Source organism: Melioribacter sulfuriphilus, from assembly GCF_052656625.1.
In genome coordinates, this window is record NZ_JBQXXK010000001.1 from 202,405 (window position 1) to 227,231 (window position 24,827).

Sequence of the window (24,827 nt, forward strand, 5' to 3'; positions counted from 1 at the left end):
TTAATGGTAATTTATGTCTGAGATCACTATTAAACCCGCTCTACGAACAAATGATATCAAATATGCAGTTAGAGATATTGTGGTAATTGCCAACGAAGTTGCTAAATCAGGGAAAGAAATGCTCTACCTTAACATAGGCGATCCAAATTTATTCGACTGGCAGCCGCCCCGTATTTTAATCGAAGAAACTTACAAAGCAATGTTGAATAATTATAACGGCTATGCGCCTTCTTCGGGAATTAAGCCTGCATTAGAAGCCATCGAAAAGGAAGCCGAAAGAAAAGGGATCAAAAATATTCAAAATATATTTATTACGACTGGCGCCAGCGAAGCCATCGATATTTGTCTTACGGCTCTTGTTAACTCAGGTGAAAATATCCTTATTCCAACTCCAGGCTATCCACTTTATACTGCGATTCAAAGTAAATTGCAGATGTACGAAAATCCTTATTATCTAAACGAAGATAATTACTGGCAACCCGATATTGATGACATAAAAAGTAAAATCAACGATAAAACTCGTGCTATTATAATCATTAATCCGAATAATCCTACAGGAGCTCTCTATAGAAAAGAAATACTGGAAGAGATAATTGAACTGGCAATTAAACATAATCTTGTAATCTTTTCAGACGAGATCTACGACAAATTAATAATTGACGAAAAAGAACATATTTCGATTGCATCTCTTAATCCAGAAGTGCCAGTAATTACTTTTGGTGGGTTGTCGAAAAATTATATGGTTCCCGGATTTCGAATTGGATGGGGAATTGTAAGCGGCAATGGCACTCTACTAAAAGATTATATCGAAGCCATAAATAAGCTACTAAGAGCACGGCTCTCTGCCAATCATCCTGAACAATACGCAATTGCGCCAGCTTTACTTGGCGACCAGTCGCATTTGATTGAAGCAAAGGAAAAACTAAAACGTCGTAGAGATATAACGGTAGAAATGCTCAACTCGATTGATGGAATTAATTGCGTTGCACCAGAAGGCGCTTTTTATGCTTTTCCCAGACTCAAATATGTTAAAGACGATTTTAAATGGGCAAAAGAATTGATCAAAGCAGAAGGAGTTGTTACGGTGCCTGGCAGCGGTTTCGGTCAGGTAGCAGGTACAAGTCATTTTAGAATTGTATTTCTGCCGCCCGAAAATCAACTCGATAAAGCTTACAGTGCAATACGGCATTTCATGCAAACTTATGAAGAATAAAAAAGGCTGCTCGAGGCAGCCTTTTTTAGTAGCATAAATTAAATATACATGTTTATTAATTGTTCAAGATATTCTTGCTTACCACTTATCAATTTTGGTTCGCCGTTTTTGATTGCAATTTCTCTTAAATCTTCTAAAGTAAGCTCACCTTTTTCAAAGCGGGCACCGTCGCCGGAATCGAAGGAAGCATAACGTTCCTGTCTGATTTTCTTATAGTCCGATTCGTTCAGAATTTTTTCAGCAACTATGAGTGCTCGCGCGAAAGCATCCATACCGGCGATATGGGCAATAAACAGATCTTCGATGTCGGTCGAGTTTCTTCTTACTTTTGCATCGAAATTGACGCCGCCTGTTCCAAATCCACCGGCTTCTGCAATTACAAGCATTGCCTCGACTAATTCGTATAAGTTAATTGGGAATTGATCTGTGTCCCATCCATTCTGATAGTCGCCGCGGTTAGCATCGATACTACCGAATAATCCTGCGTCTACTGCGCATTGAATTTCGTGCTGGAAAGTATGACCTGCAAGGGTTGCGTGGTTAACTTCGATATTTAATTTGAAATCCTTGTCAAGTCCATAATATCTCAAAAATCCGATAACCGTTTCGACATCATAATCGTACTGATGTTTTGAGGGTTCCATTGGTTTGGGCTCAATCAAAAATGTGCCTTTAAATCCTTGCTTGCGAGCATAGTCGCGGGCGAGTTCGAGAAACTTTGCCATGTGTTCTTTTTCACGCTTCATGTTTGTGTTGAGCAGCGTAAGATAGCCTTCGCGACCGCCCCAGAATACATAATTCTCGCCGCCGAGTTCAATCGTAGCATCGAGGGCGCGTTTAACCTGAGTGGCTGCATAAGCGACAACATTAAAATCTGGATTTGTCGCTGCTCCGTTCATATAGCGCGGATGCGAAAAGAGATTTGCAGTGCCCCATAGAAGTTTAACGTTTGATGCTGCCTGTTTTTCTTTGGCGTATTCGATAAGAGTTTGCAACCTTTTATCGGATTCAACAATTGAATTGCCTTCTTCCACTACATCGAAATCATGAAAACAATAAAAGGGAAGACCCAATTTAGTTGTAAATTCGAATGCAGCGTCCATTTTATCTTTGGCTCTCTCGATTGGATCGGAGGCCTCGTTCCAGGGCAGACGACGCGTTCCTCTGCCGAAGGGATCAGATAACTCAGAGCAGAAGGTATGCCAGTATGCTACCGAAAAGCGGAAATATTCTTTCATTGTTTTTCCGAATACGACTTTATTTTCGTCGTACCATTTAAATGCAAGTGGATTCTTGGAATCAGGACCTTCGTATTTAATCTTCCCGATACCGGTGAAATATTCTTTTTTACCAGTCAGATAATCCATTTTTCTTCCTCCTGTTTTATGTTAAATAAATTTTTTCAGGTTCTCGAGCCATTTGCCGTATGCCTCTTCTGTTGCCTCTTTCTGGGATTTGTTGGGTTCAATTATCTCTAATTTGGTTAAATTTCGGAAAGCCTCTTCGGGTGTTTTAAACAGACCTGCTCCTAATGCTGCTCCGCGGGCAGCTCCAACTGAACCATCTGTATCGTACAATTCAACAGTTGCATCAATAATATTAGAAAATGTTGATTTAAATATCGGGCTGAGGAACATGTTGGCTTTACCTGCACGGATTACATTGATGTCGAGTCCCATCTGGCGAATTATGTCGATGCCGTATTTGAATGTAAATGCAATTCCTTCCTGCGCTGCGCGGAAAAAGTGTGCTTTAGTGTGACGATTTAGATCAATGTTAAGAAATTGCGCACCGATGTTTTTATTCTCGAATACTCTTTCGGCTCCATTACCAAAGGGAAGTATTACGAGTCCTTCGCTGCCGATTTTTATTTCGGAACTCATCTGATTCATAATTTCATACGAAAGACCTTCGCCCATATTTTTACGCAAATATGAATTCATAATACCTGTACCGTTAATACAAAGTAACACGCCGATTCGAGGTTTTTCTGGAGTATGGTTAACGTGCGCAAATTGATTGACACGCGATAAATCGTCATAGTTAAGTCTGTCGATAACAGCATAAACAACTCCGGATGTGCCCGCAGTTGCGGCAATCTCACCAGGATTAAGAACATTAAGAGAAAATGCATTGTTAGGCTGGTCGCCTGCACGGTAAGAAACTACAGTCTCTTTATTCAAACCGAGCTCTTCGGCAACTTCCGGCAATACCTTCCCCTGAATTGAAAATGTAGGTACGATTTCTGGCAGCAACTTTTTATCGATGCCGTAAAATTCCAGTATTTTTTCAGAAAGATCATTTTCCTTGAAATCCCAGAAAATACCTTCCGAAAGTCCAGAAACTGTTGTTGCTATTTCCCCGGTCAATTTCATTGCAATAAAATCGCCGGGCAACATTGCTTTGAATATTTTTTCATAAACGTCTGGTTCGTTATCTTTTACCCATTTCAGTTTAGACGCCGTAAAATTTCCGGGTGAATTCAATAAATGATTCAAACAATAGTCCTTACCAATTTCGACGAAAGCATTATTGCCAGTTTCGACGGCGCGGCTATCACACCAGATAACCGAAGGACGCAATACTTTCATGTTCCTGTCGACCAGAACCAGACCGTGCATCTGATATGAAATACCGATTGATTTAATTTCCTCTGCTCTGACCTGGTTCTTTGCAATTAAATTTTTTGTAAGCAGTTTTGCATACTCCCACCAGGTTTCTGGATTTTGCTCTGCCCAACCCGGTTTTGGGGAGGAAATTTTCATCTCTTCTTTCGGATGAAAATCGCTGTCGATTGTTCTGCCTGTCTTAACGTCGAACAGAGAACATTTGATGGAAGAGCTGCCGATGTCATATCCGATTGAGACCATATTGTTACTCCCCGAAGATTTTTTAATTAGGTGTAAAAAATACACTTTTATTTTTAAAAAAACATCAGAATTTTTTAATTGGCATTTATGACTTTATAAACTGGAAGTTTATTAAATTTGTAATGACTTTTCGTTTGTTTTCAATACTAATTTACATAAATCATTGGGTAAATCATGTCGCATATCCTCAAGGACGTAATAAAAAATATTTCTATCGATTGTGTGATTTTTGGGTTCGAGAATTCGGTATTAGAAGTTTTGCTCGTCAAACGTGCCATTAAACCAGCTAAAGAAAGGTGGGCACTGCCAGGGGGTTTTATAAAAAAAGACGAATTGATTGAAACGGCAGCACAACGAATCTTAAAAGAAACTACAGGACTGGATAATATTTATCTGGAAGAATTTAAAATTTTCGATAAAGTTGATAGATACCCGCTAAGGAGAGTTTTTACTCTGGGACATTATGCACTGGTTAAACCGGAACAATATGTGCTTTCTACGGGAGTGGATACTTCGGAAGCTAAGTGGTTCAAGCTCGATGAATTACCCGAATTACCGTTTGACCATCTTGAAATTATTCAGGAAGCTATGGAAAAATTGCGGGCTCGAATTCGTTATCGACCGATCGGATTTGAATTGCTGCCAGAAAAGTTTACTTTGCCACAACTTCAAACACTCTACGAAGTAATAATCGGCAAAAAACTCGACAAACGTAATTTCCGAAAAAAATTGATGAAAATGAACCTTGTCATCAAACTGAAAGAAAAAGATAAAAATAGCACAAGACGTCCCGCCTATCTTTACCGCTTCGATAAACGGACTTATGAGAGGTTAAAAATGGACGGTTTCAATTTCGAGCTCTAAATTAATCTTTCAAATCCAGTGTGGTTTGTAATTTAAATGCCCCTTAAAATAACAAATCCACGAGCAAATAATTTCCACTTATATGGTAAACTATCTCATAAAAAATCATAAGTGTGGAAGGTACTAATGAAAATAATTCATTCACTGATTCCTGAAAGAGTGGAACTATTTTGTTTACTCAACGGCAACAAAAATTAATTCTACGCAGAGATGGTAATTATCTGTCTGAAAGGATTAATAATTATTATTGCTCTGGTTTCCACCTGCAATTGATCCACGGATAAAATTTCGAGCACTATGGAATTTTTATACCTGATTTGTAGAAGAACAGGCAGTATTAATAGATAACCGAAAAAATAAATAAAGTACATTCCTTAACCACGAAATGATGATTAATGAAAATGTCAAAAAGGAGCACAATGAAGAGCTATTTTTGCTGAATAAATGAGTTACAAAAACTAAAAATGATGTTGTTTGCAAATAAGAATTTATATGTTTTTACCCTCCAATTTAGGAATGAGATAAATTTTTTTTCAGCTTTGAAAAGGTGCAGGGCATTGTCTATATTTGTTTATTATTTTTAAGATAAAATGCGGTTAAATCTTTTTTGGCTACACATAATTATTTAAAAAATATAAAAATTTCTCGACTCGATAACGGTATAACCGTAGTCTCGGAAAAAATTGACCAGGTTGACTCGTTTTCTCTCGGTTTTTGGTTTAATGTTGGGTCACGGGATGAAAACGAAATAAATAATGGAATTAGCCATTTCCTCGAACATATGTTTTTTAAAGGCACGCGGAAAAGAAGTGCCAGAAAAATTGCTGAAGAAATCGAATCGCTTGGCGGCTACCTGAACGCCTTTACATCTAAAGAACACACTTGTTATTATGGAAGAGGATTAAAAGATAGTATTGAACCTACTTTTGAAGTTCTTGCTGATATGCTTCAAAACTCAGTTTTTTCAGTAAACGAAATCCGCAAAGAAGCGCAGGTGGTTATTGATGAACTTCGTGATATTGAAGACTCGCCCGAAGAGTTAATTTTTGACCGCTTCGAAAGCACCATATTTAATGGCACTACACTCGGCTTTCCAATTATAGGAACGGAAAAAAATATCAGAAAATTTACAAGAAAAGACCTTATCGATTATGTTCGTAAAAATTACACATTCAATAGATTGTTTATAATTGCTTCAGGTAGCGTAAGCCATTCTCGCCTGATTAAATTGATAGAGAAGTATATCGATAATTCTCTCGAACGTTATAGTATTCCTGAAAGGAAATTAGAACTTTATCCTTCGGGCGACCTGTTTATAGAAAAGGATACTCAACAGGTGCATTACATTGCTGGAACAACGACTTATGGATATAATAGTAAGAAACGTTATGCTGCTCGGTTATTGTCGTATATTTTGGGTGAAGGCAGCAGTTCACGATTATTTCAGCGTCTTAGAGAAGAAAATGGAATTGCATATCAAATAAATTCATTCTTGAATTCTTTTTTTGATGTATCTACATTTGGCATATATCTTTCGACAAATGAGAAATCGGTACACAAAGCTCAAAAACTGATTAATGAAGAAATAAATAAAATCCGCAGTAGAAAAATTAGCCTTAAAGAACTCGAAAGAGCAAAAAAATATATGATTGGTAATTTGATGATGAGTCTGGAAAGTACTACTAACAGAATGACGAGGATGGGACAATCGATAATTTATTTTGACGAAATTAAATCGCCTTCCGAAACTATAAGAGAAATCAATAAAATCAAGGAAGACGACATAATGGAAATGGCAAATGAAATTTTCGGAAGCAACAAATTAATACGCATTATATTGAGTTCAAAAAATTTTCTAATGCAGCGTGTAGCATAAAAAAGGGAAAGTTATGCCACAAATTACAATCGACGGAAAGCAGATAGAATTTAAACCTGGACAAACAATTATACAGGCGGCGCGCAGTGCTGGCATTGAAATTCCGCATTTCTGCTGGCATCCCGAGTTATCAGTCTCTGGCAATTGCCGGGTTTGTCTTGTTGAAGTAGAAAAAATGCCAAAGCTTGTTATATCTTGTGCCACTATTGCATCGGATGGAATGGTCGTCCATACCAGATCCGAAAAAGCTCTGGAAGCGAGAAATGCAGTGATGGAATTTATATTAATTAATCATCCGCTCGATTGTCCTATCTGCGACGAAGCTGGTGAATGTAAACTTCAAGAATATGCGTATGCCCATGGGAAAGGCGAAAGCCGCTTCGAGGAAATTAAAAACAGAAAAGAAAAACGAGTTCAACTGGGTCCCTACGTTAAATTTGATGCCGAACGGTGCATATCGTGCTCGCGCTGTATTCGATTTTCCGACGAAATTGCAAAAGCAAACCAACTAACTTTTGTCAAAAGAGGCGATAGCGTAACAATAACTACTTTCCCGGGCGAATCGTTCGACAATCCTTATTCTTTGAATGTTGTCGACATCTGTCCCGTCGGCGCTTTGACAAATCAGGATTTCAGATTTAAATCACGCGTATGGGAAATGTCGCATACTGAATCCATTTGTATCGGCTGCTCACGAGGCTGCAATATTGATATCTGGGTTAGAAATAATCAGATACTCAGACTTACGCCTCGTTTCAATCCCGAAGTAAATAGTTACTGGATGTGTGATAACGGTAGATTGAACACCTTTAAACATGTCAATTCGGAAACACGAATAGATGGTGTTTTTTTGCGTAAAGACGGAACTCTCATTAAATCCGATTGGGAGACAGCTTATAAAAATATTTCAACAGAATTGAAAAAATATCGTTCGGATGAAATTATATTTGTCGGTTCCCCTTATGCAACTATCGAAGATAATTATCTTCTGAAAAAACTTGCAGCACAATTTAACTCTATTCCTTATTTTCTCACTCACATTAAACCAGGCGACCAGGACGATATTTTAATCCGTGAGGATAAAACCCCTAATTCAACTGGCGCTGAATTGCTCGGTTTGAAGAAGTTAATGGACTACGAAGAATTAATTGCATTGTTTAAAAACGGAAAAGTCAAAGCGGCTTACATTGTTGAAGACAATCCTGCTGCTTTGAATGAAGAATTGAAAGATGTGCTATCCAATCTAAAATTACTGGTCGTTCATGCAACAAATAGAAACGAAACTTCAGATCTGGCACACTATCTATTTCCAGCTGCTACATATGCTGAAAAGCACGGCTCTTTTGTGAATTTCATGGGTAGATTACAAAGAATAATACCTGCCGTTGAAACTGTTGAACTCGACAGAGCACTCGATGGGATGAGCATGAGTAGATGGGATAAGTTTGGAACCAAGTTCGACAGATGGAAACAGGGGTATAAATATGATGCTCTTCCATCATGGAAAATTCTGTCCCGCTTAATATATGCTTTGAACGGGAAAGTCAAGTACAATATGGCTGAAGAAGTATTCAACGAAATTTCTAATAACATAGATGCTTTCAAGGGAATCGATTACGATAGTATAGGCGAAATGGGAGTACAAATAAATTACGAGGTTGTATAAGTTATTAACTATTTTATTAATTGTAAGTTGATAGCAAAAAGACGGAGCTATTTCGAATGACAATTTTGGAAATAATAATTGCTACTGTAATCAAGATAGCAATAGCACTGACAACGCTTTTGTTATCGGTAGCTTACATGGTTTATTTCGAAAGAAAGATAAGTGCCTGGGCTCAGAATCGACTGGGACCGAATCGCGTGGGATACAAAGGTTTGCTACAGCCTTTTGCAGATGTATTTAAACTTCTCTTTAAAGAAGATATTGTGCCCGATGCAGCGAACAAAACACTTCATACAATGGCTCCGCTTATTTCCTTATTCGTTGCATTTGCTACTTATGCAGTTGTGCCGCTTGGTCCCGAGGTCAACTTGTTCGGATATCAGATTAAATTGGTAGTGGCAGACGTAAATGTAGGGATTCTGTACGTTCTTGCTCTCACATCACTGGGCGTTTATGGAATTACGCTGGCAGGCTGGTCCTCAGGTAGTAAGTATTCTCTTCTTGGTGGAATTCGTTCATCCGCTCAAATGATTTCTTATGAAGTCTCGATGGGATTTTCGATAGGTGGTGTCTTGTTGATGGCAGGTTCGCTCAGACCGATTGATATCGTTAATGCTCAGTATGGATGGATGTGGAATGCAATTCTTCAACCGATTGGATTTATTACTTTTGTAGTATCCGCTTTTGCCGAAACAAATAGATTACCATTCGATTTACCAGAAGCCGAACCTGAATTGGTCGGAGGATATCATACGGAATATAGTTCATTTAAGTTTGCTGGCTTCTTTTTAGCTGAGTATGCCAATATGATAATTGCCAGCTTACTAATTGTAACTCTTTATCTCGGAGGATGGCAAATACCTTATATTGATAAGTTAGGACTTAGTGAAGGACTAACAGTTGTACTACAGATTGCTTCCTTTTTATTGAAAACTGCATTTATGCTTTTTGTTTTTATCTGGGTTAGATGGAGTATTCCACGATTTCGTTATGACCAGTTGATGAATCTTGGATGGAAGGTAATGTTCCCACTGGCGTTACTCAACATTCTTTGGGTTGCTATGTTAATTATGATTTTCAAATTATAGTATTTAGGTAAGCAATGGCACAGAAGAAAAGAAAAAAAGACCTGAACTTTTGGGAGAGAATCTATATAGTAGAAATAATTAAAGGTATGATTCTCACACTAAAAAATATGCTTCGTCCGAAGTTTACGATGGAGTATCCTGAAGTAAAATTTGAACCGCCAGCTTCTTATAGAGGGCGACCAGTGCTTGTTCTGGAAGAAAACGGCGTTGAAAGGTGTGTGGCTTGTGGACTCTGCTCGAGAGTTTGTCCCGCTCTGGCAATCGAAGTACAGGCTTCAGAAACAAATCTTGAAAAAGAAAGATATCCCGAAAAATTCGAAATTAATATGCTTCGTTGTATCTTCTGTGGCTTTTGTGAGGAAGTTTGTCCTGAAGAAGCAATTGTAATGAGCAAAGATTATGAGTTAGTCTTTACAAATCGAGACGAAGCGATCTTTGGTAAAGATAAATTGCTGGTGCCAGTCGAACAGCTTCGCGACCGAATCGAATACTTGAGGAAATTCAAATAGAGCAATATTGCTTGGATCACTATAGCACATTCAATTATTGAGTGTGCTTTTTTTGTTATCCCCCTCAAATTTTGAAATCGAAATAAAATTTTATAAGTTTATATTAATTATGTATTGGAGATTACGATGTTTTCGAGGGTAATCTCCGCTTCTACATACGGCATCGACGCATACAAAGTGGAAGTGGAAACTCATAGCGAGAGACAGCTTCCTTCGATTACAATTGTAGGGCTACCAGACAATGCAGTTAAAGAAAGCAGGGAACGTGTCAGCGCTGCATTAAAAAATTCCGGCATCGATTATTCTTACAAAAAAATTACAGTCAATCTGGCTCCTGCTGATATCAAAAAGGAAGGGAGCGCTTTCGATTTGCCGATTGCAATCGGTATTCTTGCTGCAAACGAACTCATCAGTTTGAATTTACTTGACGAGTCGATGATTCTTGGAGAATTGTCACTCGACGGTTCACTCCGTAAAATAAAAGGCGCTCTCCCCATAGCAGTAGAAGCCCGGCGCCTTAAACTGAAGAATTTAATTGTGCCAGAGGAGTCGGTAAAAGAAGCTTCGATTGTCGATGGTATTAAAGTTTATGGCCTGAAAAATTTAAAAGAAGTAATCGATTTTTTGAATGGAAGCCAAGAGTTCGAACCGACGTATACTGATAAGGAAGAAGTGTTTTCACAAATCAATAAATATCATCTCGATTTTTCCGACGTAAAAGGGCAGCAAAATGCTAAAAGGGCACTCGAAATAGCAGCTGCAGGCGGGCATAATATAATAATGATAGGACCACCTGGATCGGGTAAGACAATGTTGGCCAAGCGCCTGCCTACAATTTTACCCCCGCTTACTTTCGAAGAGGCACTGGAAACTACAAAAATTCATTCCGTCGCAGGAATACTTCCTAAAGATAAAGCCTTAATAACAGAGCGGCCGTTCAGGAGTCCACACCATACTGTATCCGATGCGGCTTTAATCGGTGGTGGAAGCATTCCACGTCCAGGAGAAGTATCGTATGCTCATCATGGAGTTTTATTCTTAGATGAATTACCTGAGTTTAAGAAAAACGTTCTCGAAGTAATGCGTCAACCTCTCGAGGATTCAAAAGTTACAATCAGTCGTTCAAAAATGTCAGTCGAATTTCCGGCAAATTTTATGCTTGCAGCGGCTATGAATCCCTGTCCCTGTGGCTATTATACAGACCCTACAAAAGAATGTACCTGTACTCCTGCGCAAATTCAAAAATATATGGCTCGCATTTCCGGTCCATTGCTCGACAGAATTGACATTCATATTGAAGTGCCCGCAGTTAAATACAAAGAATTGTCTTCGGAAATACAGGGTGAAAAATCAGAAATTATAAGGCAACGTGTAGTTAAAGCCAGACAAATTCAATTGAAAAGATTCGAAGGATTGAAAAATATTTATTGCAATGCCGATATGGGAAGCCGCGAATTGAGGAGATTTTGTCGCCTTGATAGTCAGTGCAACGATTTACTCAAAATGGCGATGACCCGCCTCGGATTCTCTGCCAGGGCGTACGATAGAATTATCAAAGTAAGTCGCACTATTGCCGACCTCGAATCTTCCGAAAATATTTTACCTCAGCATATCAGTGAAGCAATCCAATATAGAGCACTCGATAGGGAATTGTGGGGACATTGATTAGTAAAAAATATATACCATCTTTTTTATGATAATCTAATTTACAATCTTTGTAGTGTCAATTAGAATTTTTTCACAGTGTGGCTTTACTGTTCTTCATTCGGAAAAAATTATCAGTCGCAAAACTAACCAGAATGAGGCCAGTATTTGTAAAAAAAGCTATTAATATTAATTGAAAGGATAATTATGCTTAGAAATTTATTTTATGTCGCTCTAATATTATTGATAATTTATTCGAACAATAATGCACAATAGATAATTACTGACAGGCCGGATTTTACAGAAAGCGCCTTCACCCTGCCTTTCAGTTCAGTCCAATTTGAAGGAGGTATTTCGCTCGATATCAATAATAACATAAAGAATATTACATTCCCCTCGCTTCTTACGAGGATAGCTTTGCATAGAAGTTTAGAAGTCAGACTGGGTTTTACCGGCTGGACATACTCAGAAGAAAAATCGAAAACATATCTAAATGACTTAATACTTGAAGCCAAGTATCAACTGTCGATTAATCCTGAATTACCGGCGGCTATCCTATTAGTTAGTAAACTTCCCACGGGGAGCGAAGAAATATCGGTCGAAAATCCTGAATACGGCATTAAACTTGCCGCTTCCCATCCAATAAATAATTACTTTACTTTGAGTTCGAATTTAGGCGCAATATCAGTTGTTGGATCGAACGATCAAAGAGAATTGCTTTATTTGTTTTCATTGAGTATGGGTTTTGCTATTACAGATAATACCGGATGGTTTTTGGAATTTTTTTCACTTATGCCGGATAAACACGAATGGCAACCATCAATCGACAGTGGATTTACATACTTGATCGGTAATAACTTGCAACTCGATTTATTCGCTGGATTTGGACTTAACAATTTTACATCCGATTTATTTGCTGGACTTGGCATTTCTTATAATATGAAATACTAATTGCAATTGTTAAACTTTGTTTTTCAAAAGTTGCTTTTATTTCTAAACTACTTTATGAAAAAGTTTTCTTAACGGGCAACTACTCGATATCGGTTTTAAGCGAATTTAACATTCATGTAAAACTCCATAGCAATTGCAACTTACTTCCAACAGCGAAATTCGAAAATATCGACTGAGATTTTCTTACGTTTTTTCAAGCGCTTATTTCTAATAAAAATCCCCAAATGTCGAGGAAGAAATTGATTCGAAAGTACAAATTATACCCGTAGCACCTTTTGGATTTAATTATCTTTCAGTACTTAAGTAGAAGGGCAGATAAAGAGCAGGAAACTGGAATTAATCAGAGAGGACAAGAATAATTCTTTTAGAATTTGAGCACAACCGAAGAAGTCTCTAAATGTGTCATTGATAGGTATAATTAACAGAACCTTTTGAACATAGTACGTGTTGATGCATAAAAATAAATAAAGATGTTATTTGTTCGCTCTGGTATTTTATCGGGGTACAAATGTTAAGGGGGTAAAATATGTTCAAATTAATTGGAATTTTTGGTGCACTATTGTTGTTGATGGCAATAACAACAAACAAAAATGAACATAAGATGAATGATAAGACTGAAGTAGCAATTTTGGCAGGTGGGTGTTTCTGGTGTATTGAAGCAGCCTTTGAAAATTATACCGGCGTTATCGAAGCTGTTTCCGGGTACACTGGCGGTAACACGGAAAATCCTTCTTACGAAGAAGTTTCCACAGGTCGCACAGGACATTATGAAGCGGTTAAAATTATTTTTAATCCCGATAAAGTGTCTTACAGCGAACTCCTGAATCATTTCTGGCTGCAGATTGACCCTACGGATGATTATGGGGCTTTTGTAGATAAAGGCTCACAATATAGATCTGCAATTTTTTATACAAGTTCAGAGCAAAAGATCATTGCCCATTTTTCCAGAGATAAATTCGAGGCATCAGGTATTTTTCAAAAGCCAATTGTAACTAAGATTTTGCCAGCAAAGAAATTTTATCCTGCAGAGGATTACCACCAGGACTATTTTATAAAAAGCTCTATGAACTATAAAAGATATAAAAATTACTCCGGTAGGAATGAGTTTCTCGACCGTATCTGGGCTACTCGTTTAAAGTATGACGAAAAGTATGTTGATAGAATGAATAAATCAAATTTAACTCCGTTGCAATATAAAGTTACACAACAATGCAGTACAGAACCACCATTTCAAAACGAGTACTGGAATAACAAAGAAAAAGGAATTTATGTAGATATTGTAAGTGGTGAGCCACTCTTTATATCAACTGATAAATTCGATTCCGGGACGGGCTGGCCGAGTTTTACTAAACCTCTTGAACCGCAAAATATCCTCGAATTTGTCGATAATTCATTCGGCATGACAAGAATCGAATTAAAGAGCCGTATTGCTAAAAGTCATCTGGGACATGTATTTCCTGATGGGCCGAAACCTACTGGATTGAGATACTGTATCAATTCCGCTTCTTTGAAATTTATACCACTCGAAAAGTTGAAAGAAGAAGGATACGAAAATTATATCGAGTATTTTAATTAAAGGGAGTTATGTTACAACTAAGAAAATCTTATGAACGAGGGGTAACTAAATTGGATTGGCTCTTAAGTCACCATTCATTTTCATTCGGGAGCTACTTCGATTCCGAATATATAAATTTTGGCGACCTGCGTGTAATAAATGAAGATGTTATAATGCCTTCTGCTGGATTTCCGATGCATCCACACAATGATATGGAGATTATTACGATTGTTTATGAAGGTGAGCTGGAGCATCGGGATAGTATGGGTAACGGTTCTGTAATTCAGAATGACGACGTTCAGATAATGAGTGCTGGTAGCGGCATTACTCACAGTGAGTTCAATCATTCAAACGAGTTTCCGGTTAAATTGTTGCAAATTTGGATATTCCCGAATAAAAAATCTCTTACGCCACGTTATGCTGAGAAAAAATTCCCTGAAAGTAAAAGGATTAACCGTTTGCAATTATTGGTATCACCCTCAGGTGAAGAGGAATCGCTTTATATAAATCAGGATGTAAAACTTTATCGCTCCAGATTAAAAGAAAATCATAAGGTCAATTTTAAAATTCTTCCCGGTAGAAAGGTATGGGTACAGCTAATTTCTGGTACTCTTAAAATTAATGACGTTACTATGAACAGTGGTGACGGGCTTTCAGTTGAAAGTGAAACGGAAATTAATATAAGTTCGATTTTAGAATCTGATTTTATTCTATTCGACTTAAAGTAGCCCCGAGACTTTTTCCCATTCTGCTATAGCTTCGGGGAAAGGTTCAAGAGCACGCGGAACTGCTCCATGCATATATGAAATGGCAACTCCATAGTTAACAATCGGTACATTAAAGTATTTGGCTTGTTTGATACGTGTCAACATCATTTTCCTTGTTAAAGTGCATCCAGCACAATGAACAATCAGCTTATAATCGCCCAGATTATCCGGGAAATCGTGTCCGCTGACGACGTCGATTTCGAGATTCTTTTTTGTATGGAGTCGTAGCCATCTTGGTATTTTAACTCGACCAATATCGTCCTCCTGAGCATGATGTGTACAGGCCTCGGCAATTAAGACTTTATCGCCGTTTTCAAGCTCTTCTATTCTTCGTAAACCTTTAACATATTCTGTCAAGTCGCCTTTATACCTTGCCATCAATATTGAGAAAGTTGTCAGCGGAATTTCATCTGGTACGTCGGCAACCACGCGCATGATGGCCTGACTGTCAGTTACAACCAATTTAGGAGGAGTATTTAAATTCGATAGAGCAGCTCTTAATTCTTTATCTTTGACAACGATAACGATCGCATCTTCGTCAAGTGATTCTCTTATAGTTTGAACTTGAGGCATAATGAGCCTACCTTTCGGTGCACCCAGATCAATTGGAACTACAAGGATAATAATATCGTGCCGCTTAATTAAATCGCCAATAAGAGGTATTTCGTCCTGTCCAGGTATTTCTCGTGCGAGTTTTTCTTTTAAATCATAGATGCCTTCGTCTTTAAGGCAGGAGACTGTATGATATTTTATCTTCAGGTTTTTCAGCTCTTCAATTAATTCGTAATTAATTCCCAGATCAGATTTGTTGATAACAACTGCAAAAGGAATTTCAAATTTATCAAAGTGATCGAGCAGGTCTCTTTCGTAATCTGAAAGTTTGTTCTGTGAATCGAGTACAAGAATGACAAAATCTGCCTCAGAAATGATTTTTATGGTCTTCGAAATTCTTTTTTCTCCGAGTTCTCCAGTATCATCGATTCCTGCCGTGTCTATTAAAACGACGGGTCCAAAAGGCAATAATTCCATGGCCTTCCGTACTGGATCGGTAGTTGTTCCAGGAATATCACTAACTATTGACAGATCCTGCCCGACAAATCTGTTCATTAGAGAGGATTTGCCGGCATTCCGTCTGCCGACAAATGCAATATGTACCCTTTCGGAGTATGGTGTTTTATTCAATGTTTAATCCTAAATCTTTCGAAATAATTTCATAAATCTGTTCTTCGCTCAGCAGTTTGCTTTTCATCAATACTTTTACAAAAGGGATGTTATTGTTATAAGCATATTTTACCAGTTCCTGAATAGTGTCGTAACCGAAAGTAGAAATAAGCGACGCTGCAACTGCCGAACTGTTGATTAAATTCATTTTGCATCTTTCTTCGTTGGCTGTAATTCCTTCGATACAATTTTTTGCCAGATTGAAGTTGGATTCACGCAACAATTCGAGAGATTTAAGGAAAAGGTGAGCAAGCAGTGGTCCAAATGGATTGAGCTCAAGATTACCATTACCAGCAATATTTGAGATAACAACATCGTGTCCTTTTACCAGTTCGCAAATTTGAATTGCATTTTCGAGTATTACTGGATTAACTTTCCCCGGCATGATACTGGAACCAGCCTGTTTAGGAGGCAAATTTATTTCCCCAATTCCTCCGTTTGGACCGCTGGACAGAAATCTTAAATCGTTGCATATTTTAATTATACTTACCGCTCCTGCTTTGACAATTCCATGTACTTCTACAAATACATCCATATTTTGAGTGGCGTCGATTAGATCTTCGCTTTTTGCCACAGGTAGTTTTGTGATCTTTTTAAGTATTGAGTTGACATTCAGTACGTATTCGCGTGTAGTAGAAACAGAATTTCCCACAGCTGTTCCACCTAAATTTACAGAACGAAGTCTTTCTTCGGCATTGTAGAGACGCCAGCGATCTCGAGCAATTGCCTGAGCATATGCTCCAAACTCCTGTCCTAAGGTGATGGGTACAGCATCTTGAAATTGAGTGCGACCGAGTTTTAATATGTTCTTAAATTCATCTTCTTTTTTCTGCAAAGCATTTTGCAATTGAGCAAACGATTCCTGAAGCTCCCTTAAAAGTGTAATGGATGCAATTTTAAGTGCAGTTGGAAATGTATCGTTTGTTGATTGACTCATATTGACATCGTCGATCGGATGAATAAAATCATACTCGCCATAATTTTTACCGGCAATTTTGAGTGCAGTGTTAGCAATAACTTCGTTAATATTCATATTTAATGATGTGCCAGCACCCCCCTGATATGGGTCGACAATAATTTTCTCGTAGATGCTCGACAGGTCACCTTTTATGCATGAGTCGGTTTCATGAATCAGTTCCTCAATTGCCTCTGAAATCGGGTCGTATTTTTCTTTTAGTAGAAGACCGCATTTATAATTAGTTTCAGCAGCAGCAAGTTTAACTTGAAAATAAGCTTTAATTAGATGGAGATTTACTTTTTCTCCGCTTCTTGGAAAATTATTGTAACTTCTCACTGTATGAATTCCATACAGAGCATCAGATGGAATTTCCAGCTGTCCCGAAGAATCTTTTTCTATTCTCATAATAATCTTTATTTATTTTATACAAAAATAGCAAAGAAGGGGGATAAAAAATAGGAAACGGGGAATGATGAAAAACGGCGGTTATATTTCAAACCGCCGTTTTAAGAATTTATTTTACGAGTAACATCTTGTTAACTTGAACAAAATCGCCTGCTTCGATTCTGTAGAGATAGATACCAGATGCAAGATGTGAAGCATTGAAAGAAAATGTATGCGTTCCGGCCGACAATCTGTTATTAACAAGGGTTTGAATTTCTTTGCCCAGTACATCGTAAACAGTAAGTTTTACATGTGATTCTTTGGGCAGTGAAAATTTGATATTTGTAGTTGGATTGAATGGATTAGGATAATTCTGATAGAGAGCATAGTTTTTCGGAACTTCTTTCGGTTTTTCTACACTTACAACACCGCCGAGAGCTTTTATTGTACCTTTAAGAAGAGTAACCACGAATTTAGGATTGTGAATGCCATAGCTTCCGTCGTAATAAACAGTTCTCATATTGTATGCGGCTTGAATTTGTTGTTTTGTCCATGTTGTATCTGGGTCGGCATGAGGATCAGGATTGGGTAATAGAGAACCTAAGTAGTCGAGTAGTCCATGAACTTCAGCTTGCAGACCTTCTGAAATTCCATCTCCATCATGGTCGCCCGTGTAGACGCCGTTTGCATACATAACGAAAGGCACATCTTCAAAACTAGCGCCGAGTGAATTGCCGTGACATTTAGCGCATGCTTTCATGTTGTCTACTCCTGAAGGGGTACTCATCGAGAAGGTATGTTTACCGACTAATTGAGTGTGACCGCTGGCGTCGGTCTCGCCTTCAGCCATATGACAATCAACGCATCCATTTTCGGTGGCACCAAGATGATTTGTGCTTGCAAGTGTGAATAGTGTATCACCGAATGTAACAACATTCGTAGCATTAATAACATCTGCTGCTGTAGAATAGTGAGGACCGAAATGTCTAGATGGTATTTCAGTATAACTGCTGTTTGCAACTCTACGACTTTGATGGCAATTCATACAAAGTTTACCAAGTCCGCCTTTTTCGATTACAGTGCCGTCAGCAAGTGTGGCATTAACAGTTCTAACCTGGTGCATATTTGAGGCATCGTGAGGATCGTGACAAGCTGCACATGAAATCGGTTGATAGGAAGGATCAAAATAGGGATCATTTGTTGCAATTCCTTTAACGAACTGAGCAAACCCTTTGGCGGTATGGCAGCGTACACAACTTTCGCGACCAGGACCGCTTGGATAGCTTGTAGCTACTGCATGCCTCGATACATCCCATTGCTCGGGATAAACATGGTAATGGCCGTCATCATGGCAATAAGCGCAGTTATCACTTGAATAACTTACAACAATACGTGAATCTTTCGTAGAGCCGAAATGTCCGCTGGCTGGACCGTGACAGCTCTCGCATTGAATGTTAGCTCTTTGCATTGCGTCGGGGTATTTATCTACCAGAGTTTGATATGTGCCTTGTGTTAAGGTTTCGGGGAACACAAAATCAAAGTCGTCAAATCCGTCGTTATCTGCATTTACGTCATAACCAGTTGTGTGACAGGAAATACAATTAGCATTATAATGGTTGCTGAGTGTTCCTTCAACACCACGGTAAAGCATCGACGCATGTCCGGTGCCTTCCCATTTTTCTACAACTGAAGGATGGCAGGTCTGACATGTTACATTATTTACTACATTATAAACGCCGATATACTTAGCTGCATTTATAACTATTGAAGCTGTATATGGGCCATCGGTAACCTGAACAACATATTTACCCGGTTTGTCTGGAGTGAATACAATAATTTGTGTAGAAGTATCAACGTCGAGAACTCCGCCAAAAATTGGGTTTGAACCAGGGGCGCGTTCAGTTGTGCTCCATTTGGGATCGTTCAGGCGACCTCCAGCAAGTGTTGCTTTGAGATACATTTTGGTGCCTACGCCGACGTTTGTTAAGCCGTTATAAGCTGATGTAAAAATATCATTTTCACTCATTCCGGCTTCACGGGGCGATACTCCATAGGTCGTTATCCGCATGGTTTGTGCAGATACTAATCCCGTAACGACAAATAAGAGCAGAAATAATACGGTAACTTTTTTTTGCATATGTTCCTCCTATGGTTATAAAATGGATAATTTGAGATAATCAGATAAAAAAACTTTCTTCTCCCTTTCTTTAATCGGAATATAAAGAGAGAAATCAAGATTTCAAAGTCCAAAATATATTATATGTACTTTTATCTCATTATCTTTTTTAAATCAATAACCGTTCCATCCCTTAAATTGGAAAAAAGTCGATACAATTAGTATATTTTTTCCTAAAATTTGGAATGTTAATGAAAATTTATAATACTTTTTCTAAAACTAAAGAAGATTTTATTCCCCTTAATCCACCGAATGTATCCTTCTATGTATGCGGTCCTACGGTTTATGATTACTTTCATATAGGCAATGCCCGCTCCTTTGTAATGGCTGATATTGCCAGGAAATATCTTGAATTCAAAGGATTCGTCGTTAAGTACATAATGAATATAACCGATATCGACGATAAAATCATCAAAAAATCATTAGCCGAAAAAAAATCGACGCATGATATTGCAGATTTTTTTGCTGCTGCCTTTAAGGAGGATATGGAGAGGCTTTATATTAAGCCTGCAACTTTGCACCCAAAAGCCACAGAACATATCGAAGATATTGTGCTGATGATTAACCAGCTACTCGAAAAAGGCTATGCTTATGAAGTAGACGAAACAATATTTTTTGATATATCAAAGTTCAAGGATTACGGTAAACTGAGCGGGAAAAATTTAGAAGAATTAGAAGCAGGTTCCAGAATTGATATAAATGAAAATAAACGAAACCCCCTTGATTTTGTACTCTGGAAAAAAGCAAAAGAAGGCGAACCGGCATGGGAAGCTCCATGGGGGCGTGGTAGACCTGGCTGGCATATCGAATGCTCTGCAATGAGTTGCAAACACCTTGGCCAGACCATCGATATTCACGCCGGGGGCAACGACCTGATTTTTCCGCATCATGAAAATGAAATTGCTCAGAGCGAAGCAGCTAACGGTAAAAAATTTGTAAGATACTGGATGCATTTCGGCTTTCTTAACTTTCAAAATGAAAAGATGTCGAAATCACTCGGTAATTTTTTTACTACTCGCGAAATCTTATCAAAATATTCTCCTGAAGCAATTCGTCTTTTCTTTTCACAAACTCATTACAGAGGACCACTTAATTTCAGCGAGGAATTGCTTGCCGCTGCCGAAAAAGGAGCCGATAAAATCAGAAATTTTGCCCTTAGAATTAATGAAGATTTATTAAAAGACTTGCAAGAAGGCAACTATCCCGATTTCAAAATAAACTCGTTTTATGATGAGTTTACCAATGCAATGGACGACGACTTCAATACCCCTCAAGCTGTTGCTACAATTTTCAATTTCATGCGCGAAGTTAATAAAGTGCTCGACGAGGGTAAAAATCTTAGTACGAAATTTCTTGAGGATGTAAAAAAGTTTATGGTAGATACAGCTCAGAATGTTCTTGGAATCGTAAACTTCAAAAAATTAACGGATAATAAGAAAGAAACACTCGACGATAAATTGATTGAACTACTGATTGAAATCAGGCAAACTCTCAAAAAAGAAAAAAATTATAGTTTAGCTGATATGATTAGGAACAGATTGAATGATCTCGGAATTGTACTCCAGGACAAAAAAGAAGGAACGACCTTTATAAGGAAATAGAAGTTCTGATAAATATTTTCTAATTTTAAGCTGTAAATAAACCTGCGAGAAAAAAATGAAAAAATTAGTTGTTCTTATTACTTTTTTATTAACTGGTGTACTTTTTTCACAAGGTACTTCAGGTACTGCAGCCAAACACGAGTACAGAAATCTTATTGATTTACCCAGTGCAGGTATTCTCGAAAAAGGTTTTGCCGGAATTTCGTTCGATATAATGCCGGACGGCGTAGTAATTTCTAAACTTGAAGTAGGAGTGTTCGATAATTTTAGTTTCGGAATTTCATACGGCGGATCAAATATTATAGGCGCAGGAAAGGTTGACTGGTATTCGCTGCCTGCAGTAAACGTTCGACTCCGTTTGGTCGAAGAAACTGAGAATTTGCCAGCCATCACTTTCGGTTTCGACTCGCAGGGAAAAGGTTTATATAATAAATCGCTTGAACGGTATCAACTAAAATCTCCAGGATTCTTTGCCGCCGTTTCGAAAAACTATCAGTTTATGGGATATTTGAGTATTCACGGTATTGTAAACTATTCTCTTGAAAGGGACGACAACGACAAAGATTTGAATCTCGGATTCGGAATAGAGAAAACATTTGGAGCAAATTTCTCGTTGGTCGGGGAATACGATTTTGCTGTTAATGACAACACGGGTAATTCATTGGGTGATGGTACTGGTTATCTTAATATGGGTGTTCGCTGGTCTGTTGACGGCGGGTTGACAATTGGCATTAATTTGAGGGATTTGCTCGACAACAAAAAATTTACAAGCAATAAAGCCGACAGGGGAATTTACGTCGAATTCATTAAATCTCTCTTTTAGTGTCTCTCTTTTAGTACGGAGAGTCTATTTAAATAAACATACATTCCTTCATACCATCAATTATATAGTTTATGCTATACTTTTTGAGGCATTAATTTTGTATTATAATAAGAAAAAAGGTGGCGTTATGAAACGATATTTAATGATATTGATTTTGGCTTTCGGTTTCACCGGGTGTTATACTCAGTTAGCTCTTCGTGAATCTTACCCGAATTACGATAATGAAGAAGAAGACTATGTATATGATCAGGCAGATACCCTTGATAATAATTACGATTACGAAGAGGAGCCTACAATTGTCAATAATTACTATATAGACGACGGCTGGTATCCCAATTATAGAAGATATTTCTGGGGATATTATCCGGGATGGAGCGTTTCGGTAGGTTTTTATTATGACCCATGGTGGGATTGGTATTATTACACGCCTTATCCATGGTGGTATTATCCGTATCCACATAATTATTGGGTTTACGGCGGATATTGGAATTATCCATACTATTGGGATTATCACGATTACTGGTATGTAGGAGGTAATTACTATAAACATAGAAATACTTACACACATTTGCGTGACAATACTGGCGAACGCAATCCAATAACCCGAACCAGAACACGTGATTATTTAAGAGACAGAACTAAGGTAAGTACAAGTAATGGAAATACGAACCAAAGAGATGTTGATCTTAGTCGTTCGAAAGTTTCAAGAAGTGGAAATGGTACATCGTTAAATAAGGAGGGAACAGGTCGAAGCGTCGATTCTGACAACACAAGAAAAACTCGTACAGAAACTTATAGAAGACCTTCGAATAATAAAGACAATGATAGTAGGAGTCGCACCCCTTCGAGACGAAGCGGCAGCTCGAGCGATTCGAAAAAGAATAGTAGTCCCAGCTATGCACCTCCTCCATCCTATACTCCGCCAGCAAGTTCTGGAAATTCGTCTCGTTCGTACAGTCCTCCTTCAAGCTCAGGTAGTAGCTCCAGAGGCACTGGTTCCAGTAGTAGCGGTTCTTCTTCCAGGTCAAGTGGAGGCAGCAGTAGACGTGGTAGATAAAATTTTATAGAGTTCTCAGTTCGGAGGAAACATGTCTAAAAAAATCTTTATTTTGATATTTATCTCACTGTTTACTTATAACATTAATTGGGCTCAGAATTATAACGACGCTCTAAGGTTATCGGAGGCAGATATAATAAGCGGTGCGCGTTCGCTATCAATGGGCAATGCCTATACGGCATTGAGCAATGATTTTTCTGCGGCTTTATTTAATCCTGCTGGTTTTGCGTTGATAAAGAAAAGTCAATTTAACGGTTCATTGAACTATAATTTATTTGATAATAAATCCGAATTTTTTAATAAAAGCGATTCATACTCAAACGGAACGACTCGATTAAATCAATTTGGCATCGTTCTTCCATTCCCTACATATCGTGGCAGTTTTGTGCTGGCACTCGGATATAATCAATTTAAGGAATATAACTATACCGTCTGTTTCGACGGATATAACGCAGGAAATAATTCAATGATACAGGATTTAACAAATTTCAATGACGATATCGCTTACTTGTTGGGACTCAGTTATCCCGTGTATGACAATAACGATGACTATCTCTATGATGAAACGCGTATAAATGGAGGATTAAATCAAAGCGGTAAAATTTTGCAGGAAGGAAAGCTTAATAATTGGTCACTTTCTGCTGCTTTAGAGATACAGAGGGATTTATATCTTGGTGTTACACTGAATATAATCGGTGGTGATTTCCGAAGGGACAGGCAGTACTGGGAAGAAGACCTGCGTGATAATTATCCTGCAGGATTTCTACTTGATCCTGCTGAACCTGCAACGAGCGATTTTCAAGCATTTTATCTTAATGATATTATCAAATGGAATATCTCAGCGTGGAACCTGAATCTCGGTTTATTGAGCAAAGTAAATAAAAATCTTTCTATCGGCTTTGCCATTAAGACGCCAAGAAAATATACAATTAAAGAATCATATTTTGTTGACGCTTCCAGTGATTTCGGCAGCGGGACAAGTTTTTATCTCGATCCGCCGATTGAAAACAGGCTTGAATACGAAATTACTACTCCTTATGAATTTTCTGCCGGTGCCGCTTATAATAACAAAGGCTTAACTTTATCTGCCGATGTGACACTGGTTGATTATTCACAGATGGAATTTGTATCTGGTCTCGACAGAGTTGACATAGAAAGTAACAACAGAGATATACAAGAATTTTTGGGAACCGTTTTTAATCTAAATTTCGGTGCAGAATATTACATTCCAAAAACAAATGTGGCCTTACGTGGAGGATTTATTCTGATGCCTTCTCCATATAAGGACGACCCTTCGGATTACGACAAAAAATATCTAACTATGGGTATCGGTTACGAATCGAAAAATATATCGATTGATCTGGCTTATGCCATGGGATGGTGGAAAGATATAGGCGATAATTACGGTTCAAATATTTCCAGAATTTATCAGGATATTTCAAGAAATAATTTTATTCTAGGTTTAAAGTATAATTTCTGAAATAGGATTTATTCTACTTACAAAGAGCGCCCGCATGTGCGGGCGCTCTTATTTTAAAACGGTAATTTTTGTAAGTTTGTAACACTGTATAATTAATAGAAGGAGGCTTTATTAAAGGTGTAAT

At 38.0% G+C, this 24,827-nt stretch carries 19 protein-coding genes; 14 read left to right on the forward strand and 5 right to left on the reverse strand.

The annotated features are described in order from the left end of the window. Nucleotides 1-13 precede the first annotated feature (13 nt). Nucleotides 14-1,213 (forward strand): aminotransferase class I/II-fold pyridoxal phosphate-dependent enzyme, encoded by a 1,200-nt coding sequence (locus ACUN8G_RS01000; RefSeq protein WP_437346934.1) that lies wholly within the window; start codon nt 14-16, stop codon nt 1,211-1,213. Nucleotides 1,214-1,251: 38 nt separating this feature from the next. On the opposite strand, the gene xylA is transcribed toward ACUN8G_RS01000, so the two are convergent. Both xylA and ACUN8G_RS01010 read right to left on the reverse strand, forming a co-directional pair. After that, nucleotides 1,252-2,580, reverse strand: coding sequence for a xylose isomerase (gene xylA, locus ACUN8G_RS01005; protein WP_437346935.1), 1,329 nt, complete (start codon nt 2,578-2,580; stop codon nt 1,252-1,254). Nucleotides 2,581-2,601: 21 nt separating this feature from the next. Next, nucleotides 2,602-4,083 carry a xylulokinase gene (locus ACUN8G_RS01010; RefSeq protein ID WP_437346936.1) on the reverse strand — a complete coding sequence of 494 codons (1,482 nt, stop codon included), beginning with the start codon at nt 4,081-4,083 and terminating at the stop codon, nt 2,602-2,604. Between the two features lie 174 nt (nt 4,084-4,257). On the opposite strand from ACUN8G_RS01010, the gene ACUN8G_RS01015 reads away from it, so the two are divergent. The 9 genes from ACUN8G_RS01015 to ACUN8G_RS01055 all read left to right on the forward strand — a co-directional run bounded on the left by ACUN8G_RS01015 (nt 4,258) and on the right by ACUN8G_RS01055 (nt 14,964). Beyond that, nucleotides 4,258-4,947: an NUDIX hydrolase gene (locus tag ACUN8G_RS01015; protein WP_437346937.1), complete on the forward strand. Its 690-nt coding sequence runs from the start codon at nt 4,258-4,260 to the stop codon at nt 4,945-4,947. A 607-nt stretch (nt 4,948-5,554) separates the two neighbouring features. Further along, nucleotides 5,555-6,823, forward strand: a complete 1,269-nt coding sequence (locus tag ACUN8G_RS01020; RefSeq protein WP_437346939.1) for a M16 family metallopeptidase — start codon at nt 5,555-5,557, stop codon at nt 6,821-6,823. Between the two features lie 13 nt (nt 6,824-6,836). Continuing rightward, nucleotides 6,837-8,489, forward strand: coding sequence for an NADH-quinone oxidoreductase subunit G (locus ACUN8G_RS01025; RefSeq protein WP_437346940.1), 1,653 nt, complete (start codon nt 6,837-6,839; stop codon nt 8,487-8,489). 56 nt (nt 8,490-8,545) lie between these two features. Further along, nucleotides 8,546-9,577 (forward strand): NADH-quinone oxidoreductase subunit NuoH, encoded by a 1,032-nt coding sequence (gene nuoH, locus ACUN8G_RS01030; RefSeq protein ID WP_437346941.1) that lies wholly within the window; start codon nt 8,546-8,548, stop codon nt 9,575-9,577. A 14-nt stretch (nt 9,578-9,591) separates the two neighbouring features. Continuing rightward, nucleotides 9,592-10,086 carry an NADH-quinone oxidoreductase subunit NuoI gene (gene nuoI, locus ACUN8G_RS01035; RefSeq protein WP_437346942.1) on the forward strand — a complete coding sequence of 165 codons (495 nt, stop codon included), beginning with the start codon at nt 9,592-9,594 and terminating at the stop codon, nt 10,084-10,086. A 126-nt stretch (nt 10,087-10,212) separates the two neighbouring features. Further along, on the forward strand, nt 10,213-11,751 hold the full coding sequence (locus ACUN8G_RS01040) for a YifB family Mg chelatase-like AAA ATPase (RefSeq protein ID WP_437346943.1): 1,539 nt from the start codon (nt 10,213-10,215) through the stop codon (nt 11,749-11,751). 258 nt (nt 11,752-12,009) lie between these two features. After that, a complete protein-coding gene (locus ACUN8G_RS01045; protein WP_437347126.1) occupies nt 12,010-12,681 on the forward strand; it encodes a transporter in 672 nt (223 codons plus the stop codon). Between the two features lie 526 nt (nt 12,682-13,207). Further along, nucleotides 13,208-14,257 (forward strand): peptide-methionine (R)-S-oxide reductase MsrB, encoded by a 1,050-nt coding sequence (gene msrB / locus ACUN8G_RS01050; RefSeq protein WP_437346944.1) that lies wholly within the window; start codon nt 13,208-13,210, stop codon nt 14,255-14,257. Between the two features lie 8 nt (nt 14,258-14,265). Beyond that, nucleotides 14,266-14,964 carry a pirin family protein gene (locus ACUN8G_RS01055; protein WP_437346945.1) on the forward strand — a complete coding sequence of 233 codons (699 nt, stop codon included), beginning with the start codon at nt 14,266-14,268 and terminating at the stop codon, nt 14,962-14,964. On the opposite strand, the gene hydF is transcribed toward ACUN8G_RS01055, so the two are convergent. The 3 genes from hydF to ACUN8G_RS01070 all read right to left on the reverse strand — a co-directional run bounded on the left by hydF (nt 14,956) and on the right by ACUN8G_RS01070 (nt 19,703). Next, the gene (hydF, locus tag ACUN8G_RS01060; protein ID WP_437346946.1) at nt 14,956-16,185 is read right to left on the reverse strand and encodes a [FeFe] hydrogenase H-cluster maturation GTPase HydF; all 1,230 of its coding nucleotides are present in this window, start codon (nt 16,183-16,185) and stop codon (nt 14,956-14,958) included. The genes ACUN8G_RS01055 and hydF overlap by 9 nt on opposite strands. Continuing rightward, the gene (locus ACUN8G_RS01065) at nt 16,178-17,587 is read right to left on the reverse strand and encodes an aspartate ammonia-lyase (protein ID WP_437346947.1); all 1,410 of its coding nucleotides are present in this window, start codon (nt 17,585-17,587) and stop codon (nt 16,178-16,180) included. The genes hydF and ACUN8G_RS01065 overlap by 8 nt, the downstream gene beginning before the upstream one ends. A 109-nt stretch (nt 17,588-17,696) precedes the next feature. Next, on the reverse strand, nt 17,697-19,703 hold the full coding sequence (locus ACUN8G_RS01070) for a multiheme c-type cytochrome (RefSeq protein ID WP_437346948.1): 2,007 nt from the start codon (nt 19,701-19,703) through the stop codon (nt 17,697-17,699). 230 nt (nt 19,704-19,933) lie between these two features. On the opposite strand from ACUN8G_RS01070, the gene cysS reads away from it, so the two are divergent. The 4 genes from cysS to ACUN8G_RS01090 all read left to right on the forward strand — a co-directional run bounded on the left by cysS (nt 19,934) and on the right by ACUN8G_RS01090 (nt 24,703). After that, nucleotides 19,934-21,343 (forward strand): cysteine--tRNA ligase, encoded by a 1,410-nt coding sequence (cysS, locus tag ACUN8G_RS01075; protein ID WP_437346949.1) that lies wholly within the window; start codon nt 19,934-19,936, stop codon nt 21,341-21,343. Nucleotides 21,344-21,398: 55 nt separating this feature from the next. Then, nucleotides 21,399-22,166, forward strand: a complete 768-nt coding sequence (locus ACUN8G_RS01080) for a hypothetical protein (RefSeq protein WP_437346950.1) — start codon at nt 21,399-21,401, stop codon at nt 22,164-22,166. Nucleotides 22,167-22,293: 127 nt separating this feature from the next. Then, nucleotides 22,294-23,223: a hypothetical protein gene (locus tag ACUN8G_RS01085; RefSeq protein WP_437346951.1), complete on the forward strand. Its 930-nt coding sequence runs from the start codon at nt 22,294-22,296 to the stop codon at nt 23,221-23,223. A 31-nt stretch (nt 23,224-23,254) separates the two neighbouring features. After that, nucleotides 23,255-24,703, forward strand: coding sequence for an OmpP1/FadL family transporter (locus tag ACUN8G_RS01090; protein ID WP_437346952.1), 1,449 nt, complete (start codon nt 23,255-23,257; stop codon nt 24,701-24,703). Nucleotides 24,704-24,827 lie beyond the last annotated feature (124 nt).